At 70.9% G+C, this 14,507-nt stretch carries 14 protein-coding genes; 8 read left to right on the top strand and 6 right to left on the bottom strand.

Translation table 11 applies throughout. The features are described from left to right. Positions 1-85 precede the first annotated feature (85 nt). Positions 86-670: a hypothetical protein gene (locus ACGFX9_RS30320; RefSeq protein WP_393479558.1), complete on the bottom strand. Its 585-nt coding sequence runs from the start codon at positions 668-670 to the stop codon at positions 86-88. A gap of 485 nt (positions 671-1,155) precedes the next feature. On the opposite strand from ACGFX9_RS30320, the gene ACGFX9_RS30315 reads away from it, so the two are divergent. After that, positions 1,156-2,673 (top strand): glutamate--cysteine ligase, encoded by a 1,518-nt coding sequence (locus ACGFX9_RS30315; protein ID WP_393479553.1) that lies wholly within the window; start codon positions 1,156-1,158, stop codon positions 2,671-2,673. A 27-nt stretch (positions 2,674-2,700) separates the two neighbouring features. On the opposite strand, the gene ACGFX9_RS30310 is transcribed toward ACGFX9_RS30315, so the two are convergent. Next, complete coding sequence (locus tag ACGFX9_RS30310; protein WP_393479549.1) at positions 2,701-4,473, bottom strand: substrate-binding domain-containing protein; 1,773 nt, start codon at positions 4,471-4,473, stop codon at positions 2,701-2,703. A 166-nt stretch (positions 4,474-4,639) separates the two neighbouring features. On the opposite strand from ACGFX9_RS30310, the gene ACGFX9_RS30305 reads away from it, so the two are divergent. Then, positions 4,640-5,440, top strand: coding sequence for a CPBP family intramembrane glutamic endopeptidase (locus tag ACGFX9_RS30305; RefSeq protein WP_393479544.1), 801 nt, complete (start codon positions 4,640-4,642; stop codon positions 5,438-5,440). An 87-nt stretch (positions 5,441-5,527) separates the two neighbouring features. On the opposite strand, the gene ACGFX9_RS30300 is transcribed toward ACGFX9_RS30305, so the two are convergent. After that, positions 5,528-6,349 (bottom strand): PhzF family phenazine biosynthesis protein, encoded by an 822-nt coding sequence (locus tag ACGFX9_RS30300; protein WP_393479539.1) that lies wholly within the window; start codon positions 6,347-6,349, stop codon positions 5,528-5,530. A gap of 243 nt (positions 6,350-6,592) precedes the next feature. Between ACGFX9_RS30300 and ACGFX9_RS30295 the strand changes: the two genes are divergently transcribed. After that, entirely contained in the window at positions 6,593-7,219 is a 627-nt protein-coding gene (locus ACGFX9_RS30295; RefSeq protein WP_393479535.1) for a PadR family transcriptional regulator, read from the top strand. A 141-nt stretch (positions 7,220-7,360) separates the two neighbouring features. On the opposite strand, the gene ACGFX9_RS30290 is transcribed toward ACGFX9_RS30295, so the two are convergent. Next, positions 7,361-7,789: an SRPBCC family protein gene (locus ACGFX9_RS30290; RefSeq protein ID WP_393479531.1), complete on the bottom strand. Its 429-nt coding sequence runs from the start codon at positions 7,787-7,789 to the stop codon at positions 7,361-7,363. 346 nt (positions 7,790-8,135) lie between these two features. On the opposite strand from ACGFX9_RS30290, the gene ACGFX9_RS30285 reads away from it, so the two are divergent. Further along, positions 8,136-8,963, top strand: coding sequence for a putative protein N(5)-glutamine methyltransferase (locus ACGFX9_RS30285; protein WP_393479528.1), 828 nt, complete (start codon positions 8,136-8,138; stop codon positions 8,961-8,963). A gap of 27 nt (positions 8,964-8,990) precedes the next feature. On the opposite strand, the gene ACGFX9_RS30280 is transcribed toward ACGFX9_RS30285, so the two are convergent. Continuing rightward, positions 8,991-9,179 carry a hypothetical protein gene (locus ACGFX9_RS30280; RefSeq protein ID WP_393479525.1) on the bottom strand — a complete coding sequence of 63 codons (189 nt, stop codon included), beginning with the start codon at positions 9,177-9,179 and terminating at the stop codon, positions 8,991-8,993. A gap of 197 nt (positions 9,180-9,376) precedes the next feature. Between ACGFX9_RS30280 and ACGFX9_RS30275 the strand changes: the two genes are divergently transcribed. The 3 genes from ACGFX9_RS30275 (at position 9,377) to ACGFX9_RS30265 (ending at position 12,244) form a co-directional block, all read left to right on the top strand. Further along, positions 9,377-10,066, top strand: coding sequence for a Clp protease N-terminal domain-containing protein (locus ACGFX9_RS30275; protein ID WP_393479522.1), 690 nt, complete (start codon positions 9,377-9,379; stop codon positions 10,064-10,066). Positions 10,067-10,112: 46 nt separating this feature from the next. Further along, on the top strand, positions 10,113-11,117 hold the full coding sequence (locus ACGFX9_RS30270) for a DMT family transporter (RefSeq protein WP_393479519.1): 1,005 nt from the start codon (positions 10,113-10,115) through the stop codon (positions 11,115-11,117). A gap of 161 nt (positions 11,118-11,278) precedes the next feature. After that, on the top strand, positions 11,279-12,244 hold the full coding sequence (locus tag ACGFX9_RS30265) for a DMT family transporter (RefSeq protein ID WP_393479516.1): 966 nt from the start codon (positions 11,279-11,281) through the stop codon (positions 12,242-12,244). Between the two features lie 156 nt (positions 12,245-12,400). Here ACGFX9_RS30265 and ACGFX9_RS30260 read toward each other — a convergent pair whose 3' ends face one another. Continuing rightward, complete coding sequence (locus ACGFX9_RS30260; RefSeq protein ID WP_393479513.1) at positions 12,401-13,123, bottom strand: pyridoxamine 5'-phosphate oxidase family protein; 723 nt, start codon at positions 13,121-13,123, stop codon at positions 12,401-12,403. A gap of 35 nt (positions 13,124-13,158) precedes the next feature. Between ACGFX9_RS30260 and ACGFX9_RS30255 the strand changes: the two genes are divergently transcribed. After that, complete coding sequence (locus ACGFX9_RS30255; RefSeq protein WP_393479509.1) at positions 13,159-14,490, top strand: aminotransferase class I/II-fold pyridoxal phosphate-dependent enzyme; 1,332 nt, start codon at positions 13,159-13,161, stop codon at positions 14,488-14,490. Positions 14,491-14,507: the final 17 nt, after the last annotated feature.

Below are 14,507 nucleotides of genomic sequence, written 5' to 3'. Positions count from 1 at the left end.
GTCATACCGGGCTAGTCCGTATGGGCACATGACGCACCGTGCCCCGCGGCCTTGACGGCGGCGGGGCACGGGACGTACGGCGAGGTCAGGCGGGTGAGCCGAGCAGGGGCGCCGGGGTCATGCGGTGGGTGAGGACCTCGAGCAGTTCCGAGGCGCGGTGCGGGCGGTGTGCCGCGATGCCGGGGGGCGCGGGCGCCAGGGGCACGAGGATGTCGGACGGCGCGAGCGGCCCGCTCGCGCCGTCCGCCGAGCAGTCGCCGTGCAGCCACAGCGTCAGCATGTAGAGCTCGGGCACGGACAGCAGACGTGGCTGGTAGGGCATCGGCATCGCCTCCGCGTGGCGCAGGGCGCGTTCGGTCGCCGCGATGTACGGGCCCTCGAAGAAGTGCGAGAAGGCCCATCCGTCAGGTGTCAGCATCGTGTCCGCCGCGGCGACGGCCCGTTCCCCGCAGCGGATCAGGAAGCGCCACCCCGCGAGCCGGGTGGGCGAGGTGCCCGACGGGGTGATCCGGTCCAGGACGTGGACGGGCAACGGGAGTTCGGGGCTCGCGGGTCCCTGCGCGGCGCGCAGGGACGGGGTGCGCGCCTCGCGTACGGCGGTGGGTGAACCGAGTGCCGCGAGGACGCTGCGCAGGGCGGGCGCTGGAGCCGGGGGAACTTGCAGCGGCATGATGGGTCGCCTCTCTCACTCGACAGGCACGGTGGGACGAGGATCAGGTGCGGACGGCGCTGTCTGCTCCGGGGTCAGAGGGGCGGGGGCAGGGGACCGCGAGCGCCAACTCTCTTCCTCGTTCGCGGAGTTTATACGACACGTGTTCAGGCGGGGTTTCGTCTAGCCGCATCAGATATTTCCGGCAAGGCGTTATCCGGTCGCCATTTTGTGGGCTTTACCCCTATTCTGGTGGAAGCCCGTGCGTTTGACCTCGGTTCCCAGCCCGGGAGCGGACGGCCGATTCCCATCGGTGTTTTTCACCAGGGGTCGGCCCCGGGATTCCGTGACGCGCCTCATGCCTGGCGAATGTGCCGCGTGAACAACGCGTCGAGTGTACTGGGCCGGAGGCATGTGCGGGGCGTTATCGATCACAAGGCAGGGCATCATCCCCCGAGACACAGCGGCCGGATCATTGGCTGCCCATCCGAGGAGGGGACGCTTCGATGGGGGAGAAGGTCGTAGCGGGAACGTTTGACCTCGCCGAGCGGCGCCGGTACCGGAGCAAGCTCAGGGAGTGTCTGGCGGGGCTGCGGAGACTCCTGGACGAGGAGCGGTTCGACCGGCCCAAGAACCTGATGGGTGTGGAGATCGAGCTGAATCTCGCGGGGCCCGACGGCATGCCGAGAATGATGAATGCGCAAGTTCTCGAACGCATCGCGAGTCGTGACTTCCAGACGGAACTCGGAATGTTCAATCTCGAAGTCAATATCGCTCCGCATCGATTGGGCGGACGCGTTCTCGACCGTCTCGCCGAGGAGTTGCGGACCGGCCTCGCCTATGCCCACCGCAAAGCGAACGAGGTGAACGCGGGCATCGTGATGATCGGAATTCTGCCGACTCTCGCGCACCACGACCTGGTCTCCCAGAACCTCTCCGACGTCGACCGTTATGTGCTGCTGAACGATCAGATCGTGGCCGCGCGCGGCGAGGAGTTCGTCCTGGACATCCAGGGCGTGGAGCGGCTGACCTGCACGTCCTCGTCCATCGCGCCCGAAGCTGCGTGCACATCCGTGCAGTTGCACCTCCAGGTCACGCCGGGCCGGTTCGCCGACGTGTGGAACGCGGCGCAGGCCGTCGCCGCCGCACAGATCGCCGTCGGCGCCAACGCACCCTTCCTGTTCGGGCGCGAGCTGTGGCGGGAGTCGCGGCCCCCGCTCTTTCTGCAGTCCACCGACACGCGCCCGCCTGAACTCCAGGCGCAGGGTGTGCGGCCGCGGACCTGGTTCGGGGAGCGCTGGATCACCGACGCGTACGAGCTCTTCGAGGAGAACCTGCGCTACTTCCCCGCGCTGCTCCCCCTCGTCGACGAGGAGGATCCGCTGGAGGTGCTCGACGACGGACGCGTGCCGCAGCTCGCCGAACTCGTCCTGCACAACGGCACCGTGTACCGCTGGAACCGCCCCGTGTACGGAATCGCCGACGGGGTTCCGCATCTGCGCGTGGAGAACCGCGTGCTGCCCGCCGGGCCCACCATCACCGACGTCATCGCCAACGCCGCCTTCTACTACGGAGTCGTACGCGCCCTCGCCGAGGAACCGCGGCCCATCTGGACCCGGCTGCCCTTCGAGGCCGCGGCGGACAACTTCGACACCGCGTGCCGCGACGGCATCGAAGCCCGGCTGCGGTGGCCGAGGCGCGGCCGGTACGGCGGGCTCGTCGAGGTGCCCGCGGTCGCTCTCGTACGCGACGAGCTGTTGCCGCTGGCCGCGGCCGGGCTCGACGCGTGGGGTGTCGAGCCCGCCGACCGGGATTTCTACCTCGGCGTGATCGAGGAGCGGTGCCGGCGACGGGTGAACGGGGCGTCCTGGCAGGCGGCCACCTACCACCAGGCCCTGGAGACCGGACTCGAACGCGAGGCCGCGCTCGCCGCCACCACCCGGCGCTACGCCGAGCTGATGCACGCGGGGGAGCCGGTGCACACCTGGCCGGTGGGGCTGCCCGAGCCCGCCGTGCTGAGCTGAACTGACAAACGAGGGGCGGGGGCGGGCTCAGCCGTGGCTGCCCGCCTCCATGATGGCCTTGAGGATGACCGCGTGGATCTGTGCCGGGTCGTCGACCTGGTGCCCCGAGCCGCCGGTCGCCTCCGCGATCTGCATGACCTCCTCCTTGTCCGCGTTCGGGCCGACCGCGATGGCGATGAGCGGCACCGGGTGCTTGGGGTCGGAGAGGTCTTCCAGCTGCGAGATGAGGTTGCTGCGAGAGATGGATCCGGGGTCCTGGTTGGCGCCGTCGGTGAGTACGACGAGCGCGTTGAACTTGCCGCTCGCGTAGGTGGACGCGGCTTCCTTGTACGCGGCGAGCGTGGTGTCGTACAGACCGGTGGCGCCGCCCGGGATGGGCGTGAGATCACTGAAGGCCTTTGACACCTTGTCCCGTTGGGTGCCGCCGCCCTCGCGGTCGCCGAGCCGCTCCGTGGGGACGAGCTTGCGGTAGTCGCGCTTGCCGTCCAGGAGGGTGGCGAACTCCCAGAGGCCGATCTCGTCCTCGTCGGTGAAGCCCGCCAGCGCTTGCAGGAGCGAGGACTTGGTGACTTCCATACGGGACTGCTCGCGGCCCGGCACGGGCTCGCTCATGGAGTCCGAGACGTCGACGACCGTGCTGATCCGGGCGCTCTGGACGGTAATCGTCCACATGCCGAGCGTCTCCTGGAGGTCCTTGTCGGAGGGCGGTTCGCTCGCCTCGCCGGCGTACGGCTGGGGGGTGCGGCCGCCCGCCGCCGTGACGAGCTTCTCCGACGGGGAGTCGTCCACGCCGGTCCTGAAGCCGTGCTTCTCCAGGATCGCGTGCCCCGCGTCGTCGCTGAACAGGGTCATGAAGCGCAGGGCGGCCCGGCTCTGGTCGGTGGAGAGCCTGTCCTCCTCGACCAGCGTGTACGGGTAGTCGAGACGCGGCGAGCCGTCCTTCGGATAGAACATGTTCAGGCTGTTCTCCTCTCCCGCCGACGCGTTGTGTTCGAACGCCGCCTGCTCGGAGAGGACAAGTGCCTGGTTGCGCCGTGGGTTGCCCTGCTCGGTGCCGGAGGAGTCGCGGGCCAGGGTGTCTAGGAGCTGGCCGTCGCTGTCGGACGTGCGCGTGGACAGCGCCTTGGCCATCCCGGCGGCCTGCGTGTCCCCGTCCTTGCCGCCCGTCTTCTTGGCCGACGCGCTCAGCTTGGCGAGGGCGAGCAGGCCGGTCGCGCTGCGCGCGGGGTCCGCGGAGCCGAGCCGCAGCTTGTCGCCCTTCGTGGCCGCGGCGGTCAACTCCGGCCAGGCGTACGTCTTCTTGGGCCAGCCAAGGGATTCCGCGGCATGCGGAATCATGGCCATGCCAACCGGCGACGAGGCGATGTTGCCCGCCGCCGACACCTTGGTCTGCTTTCCGCCCAGGCCGACACGCTGCACCCACAGCTCGGAGTCCGGCACCCACACGTCGTAGCCCGGATCGCCCTTGCCCGCGCGCAGTTCGTCGGCGACCTTGTACGAATCGCGGGCGGTGACCCGTACGTCGATGCACGAACCGTCGGACGTGACGTCCTTCTCACGTGCGTCGTCGGCCGCCGCGCGCAGCGCCGGGGTGATGTCGGGGGCGGCGACGACGTCGAGCTTCACCGTGTCGTGGCACGATCCGCCGAAGGAGAGCAGATCGCTGCGGGCGGCGAGCGCGGTGCCCGCGGCGACCGTGAGGACGAGGGCCGTCGCGATGGCCACGGTCCGGCCGCGCCGTCGCGGACCCGGGTCGGGTGCGGCCTTCCCGTACTCATCGGGCAAGCTGTGACGTCCCATGGCGGTGGTGCCCCTCCTTGAGTGATGTAGCAAGGAAAGAGGGGGCGGCATGACCGCAGTCGGCGTCCGTCCCCCTCGGCCTGTCGCGCACGATCTTCGTAACTTCTTTCGAGACCCTAGCGGGACGAGGATGGGGATGAGGCGGGATTACTCAACTGGAGGCGGAGTGCAAGCGGAGCCCGGGTCGTTGGCCGGTTCTTATCGTGCGGAGGGGCCTGCGCGACGAATCCTCCGGGACGAGACGCTGCTCGTCCTGGCGCTTTCGCTGGGTGCGAGCGGTGTGTCCGCGCTGATCAGCTTTGTGGGATCGGTCACCAAGCCGGGCGGTCTCAAGGATCAGGCGGCGACCCTGAACGCGTCGGCCGCGCCCGGGCGGCCATGGCTTGATCTCGCGTGGCAACTGTTCGGGATCTCGACCGCGTTGATTCCGGTGGCGCTGGTCGCGCACTTCCTGGTCAGAGAGGGTGCGGGGCTGCGCACGATCGGCTTCGACCGGAGCCGGCCGTGGCCGGACCTGGGCCGGGGGGCGGCGATCGCCGCGGTGATCGGCAGCACGGGGATCGCCTTCTATCTGGCGGCGCGCGGGCTGGGGTTCAACCTGACGGTGGTGCCGGAGGATCTGCCGGACGTGTGGTGGAAGTACCCGGTGCTTGTGCTGTCCGCGGTGCAGAACTCGGTGCTCGAGGAAGTGATCGTCGTCGGCTATCTGCTGCGCAGGCTGGGGCAGTTGGGGTGGACTCCGATGGCCGCGCTGATCGGGAGTTCGGTGCTGCGCGGCTCGTACCACCTCTATCAGGGCATCGGCGGGTTCATCGGGAACATGGCGATGGGGGTCGTCTTCGTGCTCCTGTACCGCCGGTGGGGGCGGGTCGGGCCGCTGGTGGTGGCCCATGCGCTGCTGGATGTCGGGGCGTTCGTGGGGTACGCGGTGCTGGCGGGCAGGGTGGGGTGGCTGCCTACGCCTTAGGCGGCGGGCGGGGGTGAGGGTTCTGGCGGGACTTCGGGTTCTGCTTCTGTGGGGACGTACGGCTTTTCGTACGTCCCCACAGTGGTGTCAGGCGAACAGCTCGCCCTCGATGACGGTGACCGCGCGGCCGGTCAGCAGGGTGCGGTCGCCGCGCAGTTCCGTGCGGACGAAGCCGCTGCGGGCGGAGGCCTGAAGGCCGGTGAGTTCCGCGCGGCCCAGGCGCTCGGACCAGAAGGGCGCCAGGGCGGTGTGGGCGCTGCCGGTCACCGGGTCCTCGTCGATGCCGACGCGGGGGAAGAAGCCGCGTGAGACGAAGTCGTAGCCGCGGGAGGGGTCTTCCGCGCGTGCGGTGGCGATGATGCCGCGCTCGGAGTGCCGGACGAGGGCTTTGTGGTCCGGGGTGAGGGCGCGCACCGTCTTCTCGTCCGCGAGCTCGACCAGCAGATCGCCGAGGCTCGCCCCCGCGTCGAACACCGCGAGCGGCTCGGCGCCGAGCGCTTCGGCCACGCCGTCGGGGACCGCGGCCGGGGTGAGCGGAGCGGTGGGGAAGTCCATGGTGATGGCGCCGTCGGCCTGCGCGGTCGTCGTGAGGACACCGCTGCGGGTGGCGAACCGTACGGGGCCTTCGACGGCGCCGGTGACTTGCAGGACGTGGGCCGTGGCGAGCGTGGCGTGGCCGCAGAGGTCGACCTCGGTGGCGGGTGTGAACCAGCGCAGCGCCCAGTCGGCTTCGCCGCCCGCGGGGAGGCGGTGGGCGAAGGCGGTCTCGGCGTGGTTGACCTCCGCGGCGACGTTCTGAAGCCAGGTGTCGTCGGGGAAGGCGTCGAGGAGGAGGACGCCCGCGGGATTGCCGGTGAAGGGGCGGTCGGTGAAGGCGTCGACGATACGGATGCGGTGCGAAGTCGGCATGTCGATGACGCTAGCGGGCCACTGGGGGCGCGGGCCAAGGCCAATCGGGGGCGGGTGGACCGGTCTTCTCGTCTGCTCAGCCGCCCGTGGCATCCGCACAACCGCGGTCCCTCCAGCGTTTTGGATTCGGGGGATTGCCAGCCGAACAGTTCCGATATATCGTTGAGGTATCGCGACAGATCAAAGACTGTCCGATAGATCGCCACAGATCGACAGAGATCAACCCAACGAGGAGTGATTGTTATGCGTTCCCACGACTATGAGCACGAGCATGAGCACGGACACGGTCGGCGCGGCCCCGGTCGCGAAGGCCGAGGCGGCTTCGAGGGGCGGCGCGCGGCGTTCGGTCCCTTTGGGCCCGGCTTCGGTGGTCCCGGAGGCCCCGGTGGTCCTTGGGGCGGGCGCGGGGGCCGGGGCGGTCCGCGAGGCAGGGCGAGGCGCGGTGACGTACGCGCGTCGATCCTGGCCCTGCTGAAGGACCGGCCGATGCACGGCTACGAGATGATCCAGGAGATCGCCGGGCGCAGCGGCGGGGCGTGGAAGCCCAGCCCCGGTTCGGTCTACCCGACCCTCCAGCTTCTGGAGGACGAGGGCCTGATCAGCAGCGCGAGCGAGGGCGGCAAGAAGCTCTTCTCGCTCACCGAGGACGGCCGCACCGCGGCCGACGAGGGTCCCGAAGCGCCTTGGGAAGAGGCAGGGCGCGGGGTCGACTGGGAGACGCTGAACGAGATCCGGCAGGCCGGCTTCGGTCTGATGGAGGCGTTCGGCCAGGTCTGGAAGACCGGCAGCAAGGAGCAGCGTGAGAAGGCTCTTACGGTCATCAACGACGCCCGCAAGAAGCTGTACCTGATCCTCGCCGATGAGGGCTGAGGTGGTGGGGGCCGCCGGCCCCCGCCCTCCTGAGGCGCCCCGCACGTCGCAGTGCGGGGCGCCTCTTTGCGTGGAGGTGCGTGGAGCGGCATGGGGCGGCATGGAGCGGTGTGGAGCGGTGTGGAGGTGCGTGAAGGGTGCTTACGCCACCAAGCCCGCCAGTTTGCGCAGTGACTCCGTCAGCGCCGCCGTCGCCGAGTCCTTCAGCTTGCCCGCCATCAGGGACACCGCCGCGCCCGTGAACTCCCCGTCTATGCGGACGTTCGTCGCGTCCCCGTCGGGGGTCAGCGTGTAGCGGGTGCCGACCGTGACGCCCATCGGGCCCTTGCCCTTGATCGCCAGGGTGCGCTCGGCCTCCAGGTCCTCGATCGTCCAGTTGACCTCGGCCGGGAAGCCCATCAGCTTCATGTTCTCCGCGAACGTGCCGCCCACCTCCAGCGTGCTGGGGCCGCCGTTCGGGAAGCTGGTGTGCGTGGAGTTCCACTCGCCGTACGAGGAGAAGTCGGTGAGTTGGGCCCAGACCTTCTCGGCGGGCGCCTCGATCCGTGCTTCCGCGCTGACTTCGGCCATGCGACGACCCCTTTTCGTTGAGCGCTGCGGCGGGGCGCAGCTGCGGTGTCGCGGAACGTAGCCGCAGGGCCCTGAACATTCAATACTGATGAACCGTCAGATGCGTCAGATGGTGTGCGCTGTCGTGGACTCCGCGGCGCGCACCTCCCTGCGCCTTCCGGTGCCAGGTCAGGTACTGTTGCCCTCCCCCGCGACGGACGCGGGGAGAGCGACCCGGGAGGTGAGACCCATTACCGCAGCAGCAGGTCGGGTGCTCCCCTCTCGCGACCGCACGGTTCACCCGGCATACCCGGCATAGGTGACCGAGGGAGCCCCATCGGCATCCCGAAAGGTTCCTCTTCTTCTCATGTCGGTCACACCTTCGCCCTCCGCGGAATCTTCCGCGTCATCGCCCATAGATCCCCTCAGTTCTTCCGCCGTCGTCACCAGGCTGCGCGCCGCCGGCTGCGTCTTCGCCGAGGACGAGGCCGAGTTGCTCCTCTCCGCCGCGCGTGACCCCGCCGAACTTGCCGTCATGGTGGAGCGCCGCGTCATCGGCCATCCGCTCGAACACGTCCTGGGCTGGGCGGAGTTCCGTGGTCTGCGGATCGCCGTGGACGCCGGGGTCTTCGTGCCGCGGCGGCGCACCGAGTTCCTCGTACAGCAGGCCGCCGCCCTCGCCGCCCCCGGAACGGTCGTCGTCGATCTGTGCTGCGGCTCCGGCGCGCTGGGTGCCGCACTCGGCGCCGTCGTCGAGCGGGTCGAACTGCACGCCGCCGACATCGACCCCGCCGCGGTGCGGTGCGCGCGGCGCAACATCGCCGGAGTGGAGGGGCGGGTGTACGAGGGTGACCTCTACGAGCCGCTGCCCGTCGCGCTCCGGGGCCGCGTCGGCATACTGCTGGCCAACGTCCCCTACGTACCCACCGAAGAGGTCGGCCTGCTGCCGCCGGAAGCCCGTATCCACGAGGCGCGAGTCGCGCTCGACGGCGGCGCCGACGGCCTCGACGTCCTGCGTCGCGTCACCGCGGACGCGGCCCGCTGGCTGGCCCCCGGCGGCCGGCTGCTGTTCGAGACGAGTGAGCGGCAGGTGCCGTACGCGCTGGAAGCGGTCACCGACGGCGGGCTCGTGGCGCGGGCGGTGAGCGACGACGAGATGTACGCGACGGTCGTCATCGGGACGCGGCCCGCGTAGGTCCCTCTCGGCGCGTGGCGCGGGGCGTCAGCCGACCTTGCTTATCACTGCCGTGTCGAAGAGGTCGCACGCCCTGGGGAACGGGCCTTCGTCGTGGCAGTGCCAGGCCTCCCAGAACAGGTCGGCGGGCAGCGCGTCGTCAGGTGCGTACACGCGGTACACGTACTCCCTGCCGTCGATGGCCGACAGCGCGACCATCCAGCACTCGCACTCCATACCTGAAAGACGAGTGACCGGTGCGCCGTGGTTGCCTGCCGGGCGCGAATCAAGGCGGCGCGCGCCCCTCGGGGGAGAACGGTCCGATCTCATCCGTAAGGAGGAGAACATACTCATGCGTACCCAACCTATGTCGGACGCGAAGATGCTTCCCGCCGCCGATGACGTCCCCTTTGGGGGCTGATGGGGTGGGAGATGTGCAAAGCCGTACCCCGCGGGGCGCCGATCCCGGCCCGATCCGGACAGAAATCGACTCCCGACTCAGCGCCGAGCTGGCGTCGGTGGTGGCAGGCGCGCGCCGGCGCGCTCTGCGTGACGGAGACCGGCAGATCGACACCGCGCATCTGCTGCACTCCCTCCTGGAGACCGACCCCGACGTACGGGCGGCCATCGACGGCGGGGCGCAGGTGGTGCGGCTCCTCGGCTATCTCGTCCAGCGCAGCATCGGGTACGGCCTGCGGTGGCAGGGGACCGTGGAGGACTCCGGGGCCGTGCCGGTGGTGGACTCCGGCCCCTCCACGCCCTCTGACCACTCCACGCCCTCTGACCACTCCGCTCCCTCCGGCCACTCGGTGAAAGAGGCGGGCTGGTCGCCGTCCGCGATCGCCGCCATGGAGGCGGCCTTCGAGCGGGCCGACCTGCGCGGCGAACCGCGCGCCCTCGGTATCGACCTCCTGGCGGCACTCGTCGCCGACCCGGACTGCCGCGCGGTCGAGGTCCTGGGCCGGGCGGGGGTCGACGCGCAGGCGATACTCCGGCGGATCGGGGAGGATCCGCTGACCGGGAGGACCTCCGCGGATTCCCGCAGTGATCCGTACGCCGATCCCCGCGCCGATCCGTATGCCGATCCCCGCGCCGACCCGTACGCCGGTACGTCCGCCGATTGAGACAGGGTCTATCGGGGGTGACGCTCATGACACGTCCTGTCATGATGTGCCGGTGCAAGCGTCTCAGGGGAATCAGACAAGCCGGGGCAGAGGCGTCGGACTGGGGCTCGCCCTGGGCTCGGCGGTCGCCTTCGGCGGATCAGGCGTCGCGGCCAAGCCGCTGATCGAAGCGGGCCTCGACCCGCTGCATGTCGTATGGCTGCGGGTGGCGGGCGCCGCTCTGGTGATGCTGCCCGTCGCCTGGCGCCACCGCCGACTGCTGCCGCGCAGGCCCGCGCTCCTGCTCGGCTTCGGCCTGCTCGCCGTGGCCGGTGTCCAGGCCTGCTACTTCGCGGCGATCTCCCGCATCCCCGTCGGCGTCGCACTCCTGGTCGAGTACCTCGCCCCGGCGCTCGTCCTCGGCTGGGTACGTTTCGTGCAGCGGCGGCCCGTGACGCGCGCCGCCGCCGTGGGCGTGGTGCTCGCGGTCGGCGGGCTCGCCTGCGTCGTCGAGGTGTGGGCCGGGCTGAGCTTCGACGCCGTGGGCCTGCTGCTCGCGCTGGGCGCCGCGTGCTGCCAGGTCGGTTACTTCGTCCTGTCCGACCAGGGCAGCGACGCCGGGGACGACGCCCCCGATCCGCTCGGCGTCATCGCGTTCGGCCTGCTCATCGGCACTGTCGTACTGACCGCCGTGGCGCGCCCCTGGACCATGGACTGGGCGGTGCTCGCGGGAAGCGCGGACATGGACGGCTCGGCCGTCCCCGCGTGGGCGCTCATCGGCTGGATCGTGCTCATCGCGACGGTCGTCGCGTACGTCACCGGAGTCCTCTCGGTGCGTCGGCTCTCGCCGCAGGTGGCGGGCGTCGTGGCTTGTCTGGAAGCCGTCATAGCGACCGTGCTCGCCTGGGTCCTGCTGGGCGAACACCTCTCCGCGCCGCAGATCATCGGGGGCGTGGTGGTGCTCGCGGGTGCGTTCATCGCGCAGTCGTCCACACCGGTCAAACCCGGGGGCGGGCCCGCCGCGGGCGGGGTGCCACAAGAGCAGTTGTCCAAGACCGGCAGCGCCGCTTAGGGTGCTGATCATGCATTCACGCGCGCTCGTTCTGCCGCCTCCCGCCGCTTAGGCGCGGGCACCCCTTGGATCACACCCGGCCGGTGGCCGGGTGGAACGACGCTGCCCGCAGACGGAGCCAGGGACCTTCTTTCTTTCTGCGGAGAACTCACGTGTCGCATGTGTCGACTGCTGACTCCGGCCTGTCCGTCGGACGAGGCCTCTTCTATCTGATCGTCGCCGGAACGGCCTGGGGCACCGCGGGTGCCGCCGCCGCGCTGGTCTTCAAGGCCAGTGACATGGGCCCGGTCGGTCTGTCCTTCTGGCGTTGCGCGGGCGGTTTCGTACTGCTGTACGCCGTCCGCCTGATGCGCTCGCGCCGCCGGGCCTCGTCTCCGTACGCCACCGTGAGCGTGCCGCCGCGGCGCAGGCTGCCGCGGATCGTGGCGACCGGCGTGACCCTCGCGGTGTTCCAGACCGCCTACTTCGCGTCCGTGGAGTCGACCGGCCTCGCGGTCGGCACGGTGGTCACGATGGGATCCGGGCCCGTGCTCATCGCGCTCGGAGCACGGTTCACCATGCGGGAGCGGCTCGGGCTCGGCGGGGTCGTCGCCGTGGCCGGGGCGCTGGCCGGGCTCGTCGTGCTCGTCCTGGGCGGTGGCGGCGCGAGCGTGCGTCCGCTCGGCGTCGGCTGGGGGCTGCTCTCGGCGGCGGCGTACGCCGCGATGACGCTCCTCACGCGGTGGTGGGGACGGGACCGCGGCGCCGACTCCTCGGACACGACGGTCTGGTCGTTCGCCGTGGTGTCGCTCTGCCTGCTGCCGCTCGCGGCGGTGGAGGGCCTTGTTCCGCACGCCGCCGATCCGGCGCGGATGAGCCTCTATCTGCTGTACATCGTCGTGATCCCGACGGCGGTCGCCTACGCCCTGTACTTCGCGGGCGCCGCCGTCATCCGTTCCGCGACCGTCTCCGTGATCACGCTGCTCGAACCGCTGAGCGCCGCGGTCATCGCGGTCGTGCTGCTCGGCGAGGAACTGACCGTGTCGACCGTGGCCGGCACGCTGCTCATGCTGGCCGCGGTGACAGGCCTCGCGGTCGCGGAGACGCGGGGCGCGGTGGCGGCGCGGCGGGACATGGCGCTGGTGTGAGGGGAGCGGGGCGTCCAGGAGCGGGACAGCAGCGGCCGCACCGACTGCGCCGCCGCTGGACGCTCCGCCGGATGTGCTTCCGCGCCCGCCGTCCAGCACCTGCGGTGCGTCATGGCTGGTCGCGCCGTTCCCCGCGCCCCTTCGGGGCGCATCGCGTCAGAGTTCGATCAGGTAGTCGGGGACTTCGATGCCGGGGGCGAGGTCGGCCGACGGGATGAGCGGGTCGTGGCCCTTGCGCAGCGGGGCGACGCCGGCCCAGTAGGGGAGGCCGAGGTCCTCGGGGTCGTCGTTCGGGCCGCCGGTGCGCATCTTGGCGGAGACCGCGGCGAGGTCGAGGCTGAGCACGGCGGTCGCCGCGAGCTCCTTCGCGTTCGCGGGGCGGGAGTCGGCGGAGCGGCCCGGCACGACGTGGTCGACGAGGGCGTCGAGGGCGGTGCGCTTCTCCTCGGGGTCCGTGACCTGGTGCGCGGTGCCGTGGATCACCACGGAGCGGTAGTTCATCGAGTGGTGGAAGGCCGACCGGGCGAGGACCAGGCCGTCGACGTGGGTGACGGTCAGGCAGACCGCGAGCCCCGGGTCCTTCTCCGGGCGGCCGTCGCCCGCCATCCGCAGCGGCCGGGAACCCGTCGAACCGTGTACGTACAGGCGCTCGCCCACTCGGCCGTACAGCGTAGGCAGGACGACGGGAGCTCCGTCGCGCACGAAACCGAGGTGGCAGACATAGGCCTCGTCGAGTATCGCGTGCACCAACTCCCGGTCGTACGCGGCGCGGTCACGGCCGCGGGTGGGGACGGTGAGATCGGTCGGCGCGTACGAGGCGGTGTCGGTGGCGCTTTCGCCGGTTGCGCTCTCGATGCCGGACTCGGATGCGACGCTCATTGCCTTCTCCATTGCACTAGTGCATAATCAGCTTTGTGCTAGGAGAGTATCGGATCGAAGGCCGGCGCGCAGCTGAGATCGCTGCCAGCGTGGAGCGCGGGGTGGGTGACGGGGGCCTGCAGCCAGGGCAACACCTGCCGCCGATGCGGGAGTTGGCGGAGCGGCTCGGGGTGAATCCCAATACGGTGGCCGCCGCCTACCGCACGCTGCGCGAACGCGGCGTCATCGAGACGGCGGGGCGACGCGGAAGCCGCGTACGGCCCAAGCCCGCGACGACGGCGCGTGAGCTGATCCGCGTGGATGTTCCGGAGGGCGTGCGGGACGTCTCCAAGGGTAATCCGGACCCGGCGCTGCTCCCCGCGCTCGCCGGGGCGTTCGCGGCCGCGGCGGCGGAAGGCGACCGGCATCCGGTCATGTACGGGGAGGCGGCCGTGCACCCCGACATGGCCCGCCACGCGCGCGTGGCCCTGGACGAGGACGGCGTGCCCGATGGTCCGGTAGCCGTCACCTCCGGGTCCCTCGACGCCATCGAGCGCGTGCTCGCCGCCCACCTCAAGCCCGGCGACGCGGTGGCGGTCGAGGACCCCGGCTGGGGCAGTCTCCTTGATCTGATGCCGGTGCTCGGACTGCGTACGGTCCCCGTGGCTCTCGACGACGAGGGGCCGCTGCCCGGCGACGTGGAAGCGGCGCTGAGCGGTGGCGCCCGCGCGCTCATCGTCACCGACCGCGCCCAGAACCCGACGGGCGCGGCGGTCAGCGCTCCACGCGCGCGTGCCTTGCGTAAAGTGCTCGCCGCACACAAGGAGGTGCTGCTCATCGAGGACGACCACGGCCACTGCATCGTCGACCTGCCGTTGCACCCCTTGGCCGGGGTGACCCGCAGCTGGGCCTTCGTCCGCTCGACGGCCAAGGCGTACGGCCCCGACCTGCGCCTGGCGCTGCTCACCGGAGACGCCGTCACCGTCGATCGCGTACAAGGGCGGCAGCGGCTCGGCCCCGGGTGGGTGAGCCATCTGTCGCAGCGGGCCATGGTGCGGCTGTGGAGGGACGAGGCGGTGGACGCGGCCGAGGTCGCGGCGTCCTACGGGAAGCGGCGCGACGCCCTGATCGCGGCGCTCGCCGAGCGGGGCGTCGAGGCACACGGGCGCAGCGGAATGAACGTATGGGTGCCGGTGCCGGACGAGACCGGCGCGGTCGCCAGGCTGCTGCACGCGGGGTGGGCCGTCGCCCCGGGGGCGCGGTTCCGGATGGGCGCGCGGCCCGGGGTGCGGATCACGGTGTCGACGCTCGGGGGCGAGGACATCGAGGCGGTGGCGGACGCGGTCGCTTCGGCCACCGGGCCCGCACCCGCGCGGCGTTACGAGTGAGGGACGAGCGGCCCACT

The sequence above is a fragment of the Streptomyces sp. NPDC048436 genome (genome assembly GCF_043200355.1).
Classification (GTDB): Bacteria; Actinomycetota; Actinomycetes; order Streptomycetales; family Streptomycetaceae; genus Streptomyces.
This window is presented reverse-complemented; position numbering and strand designations above follow the sequence as displayed.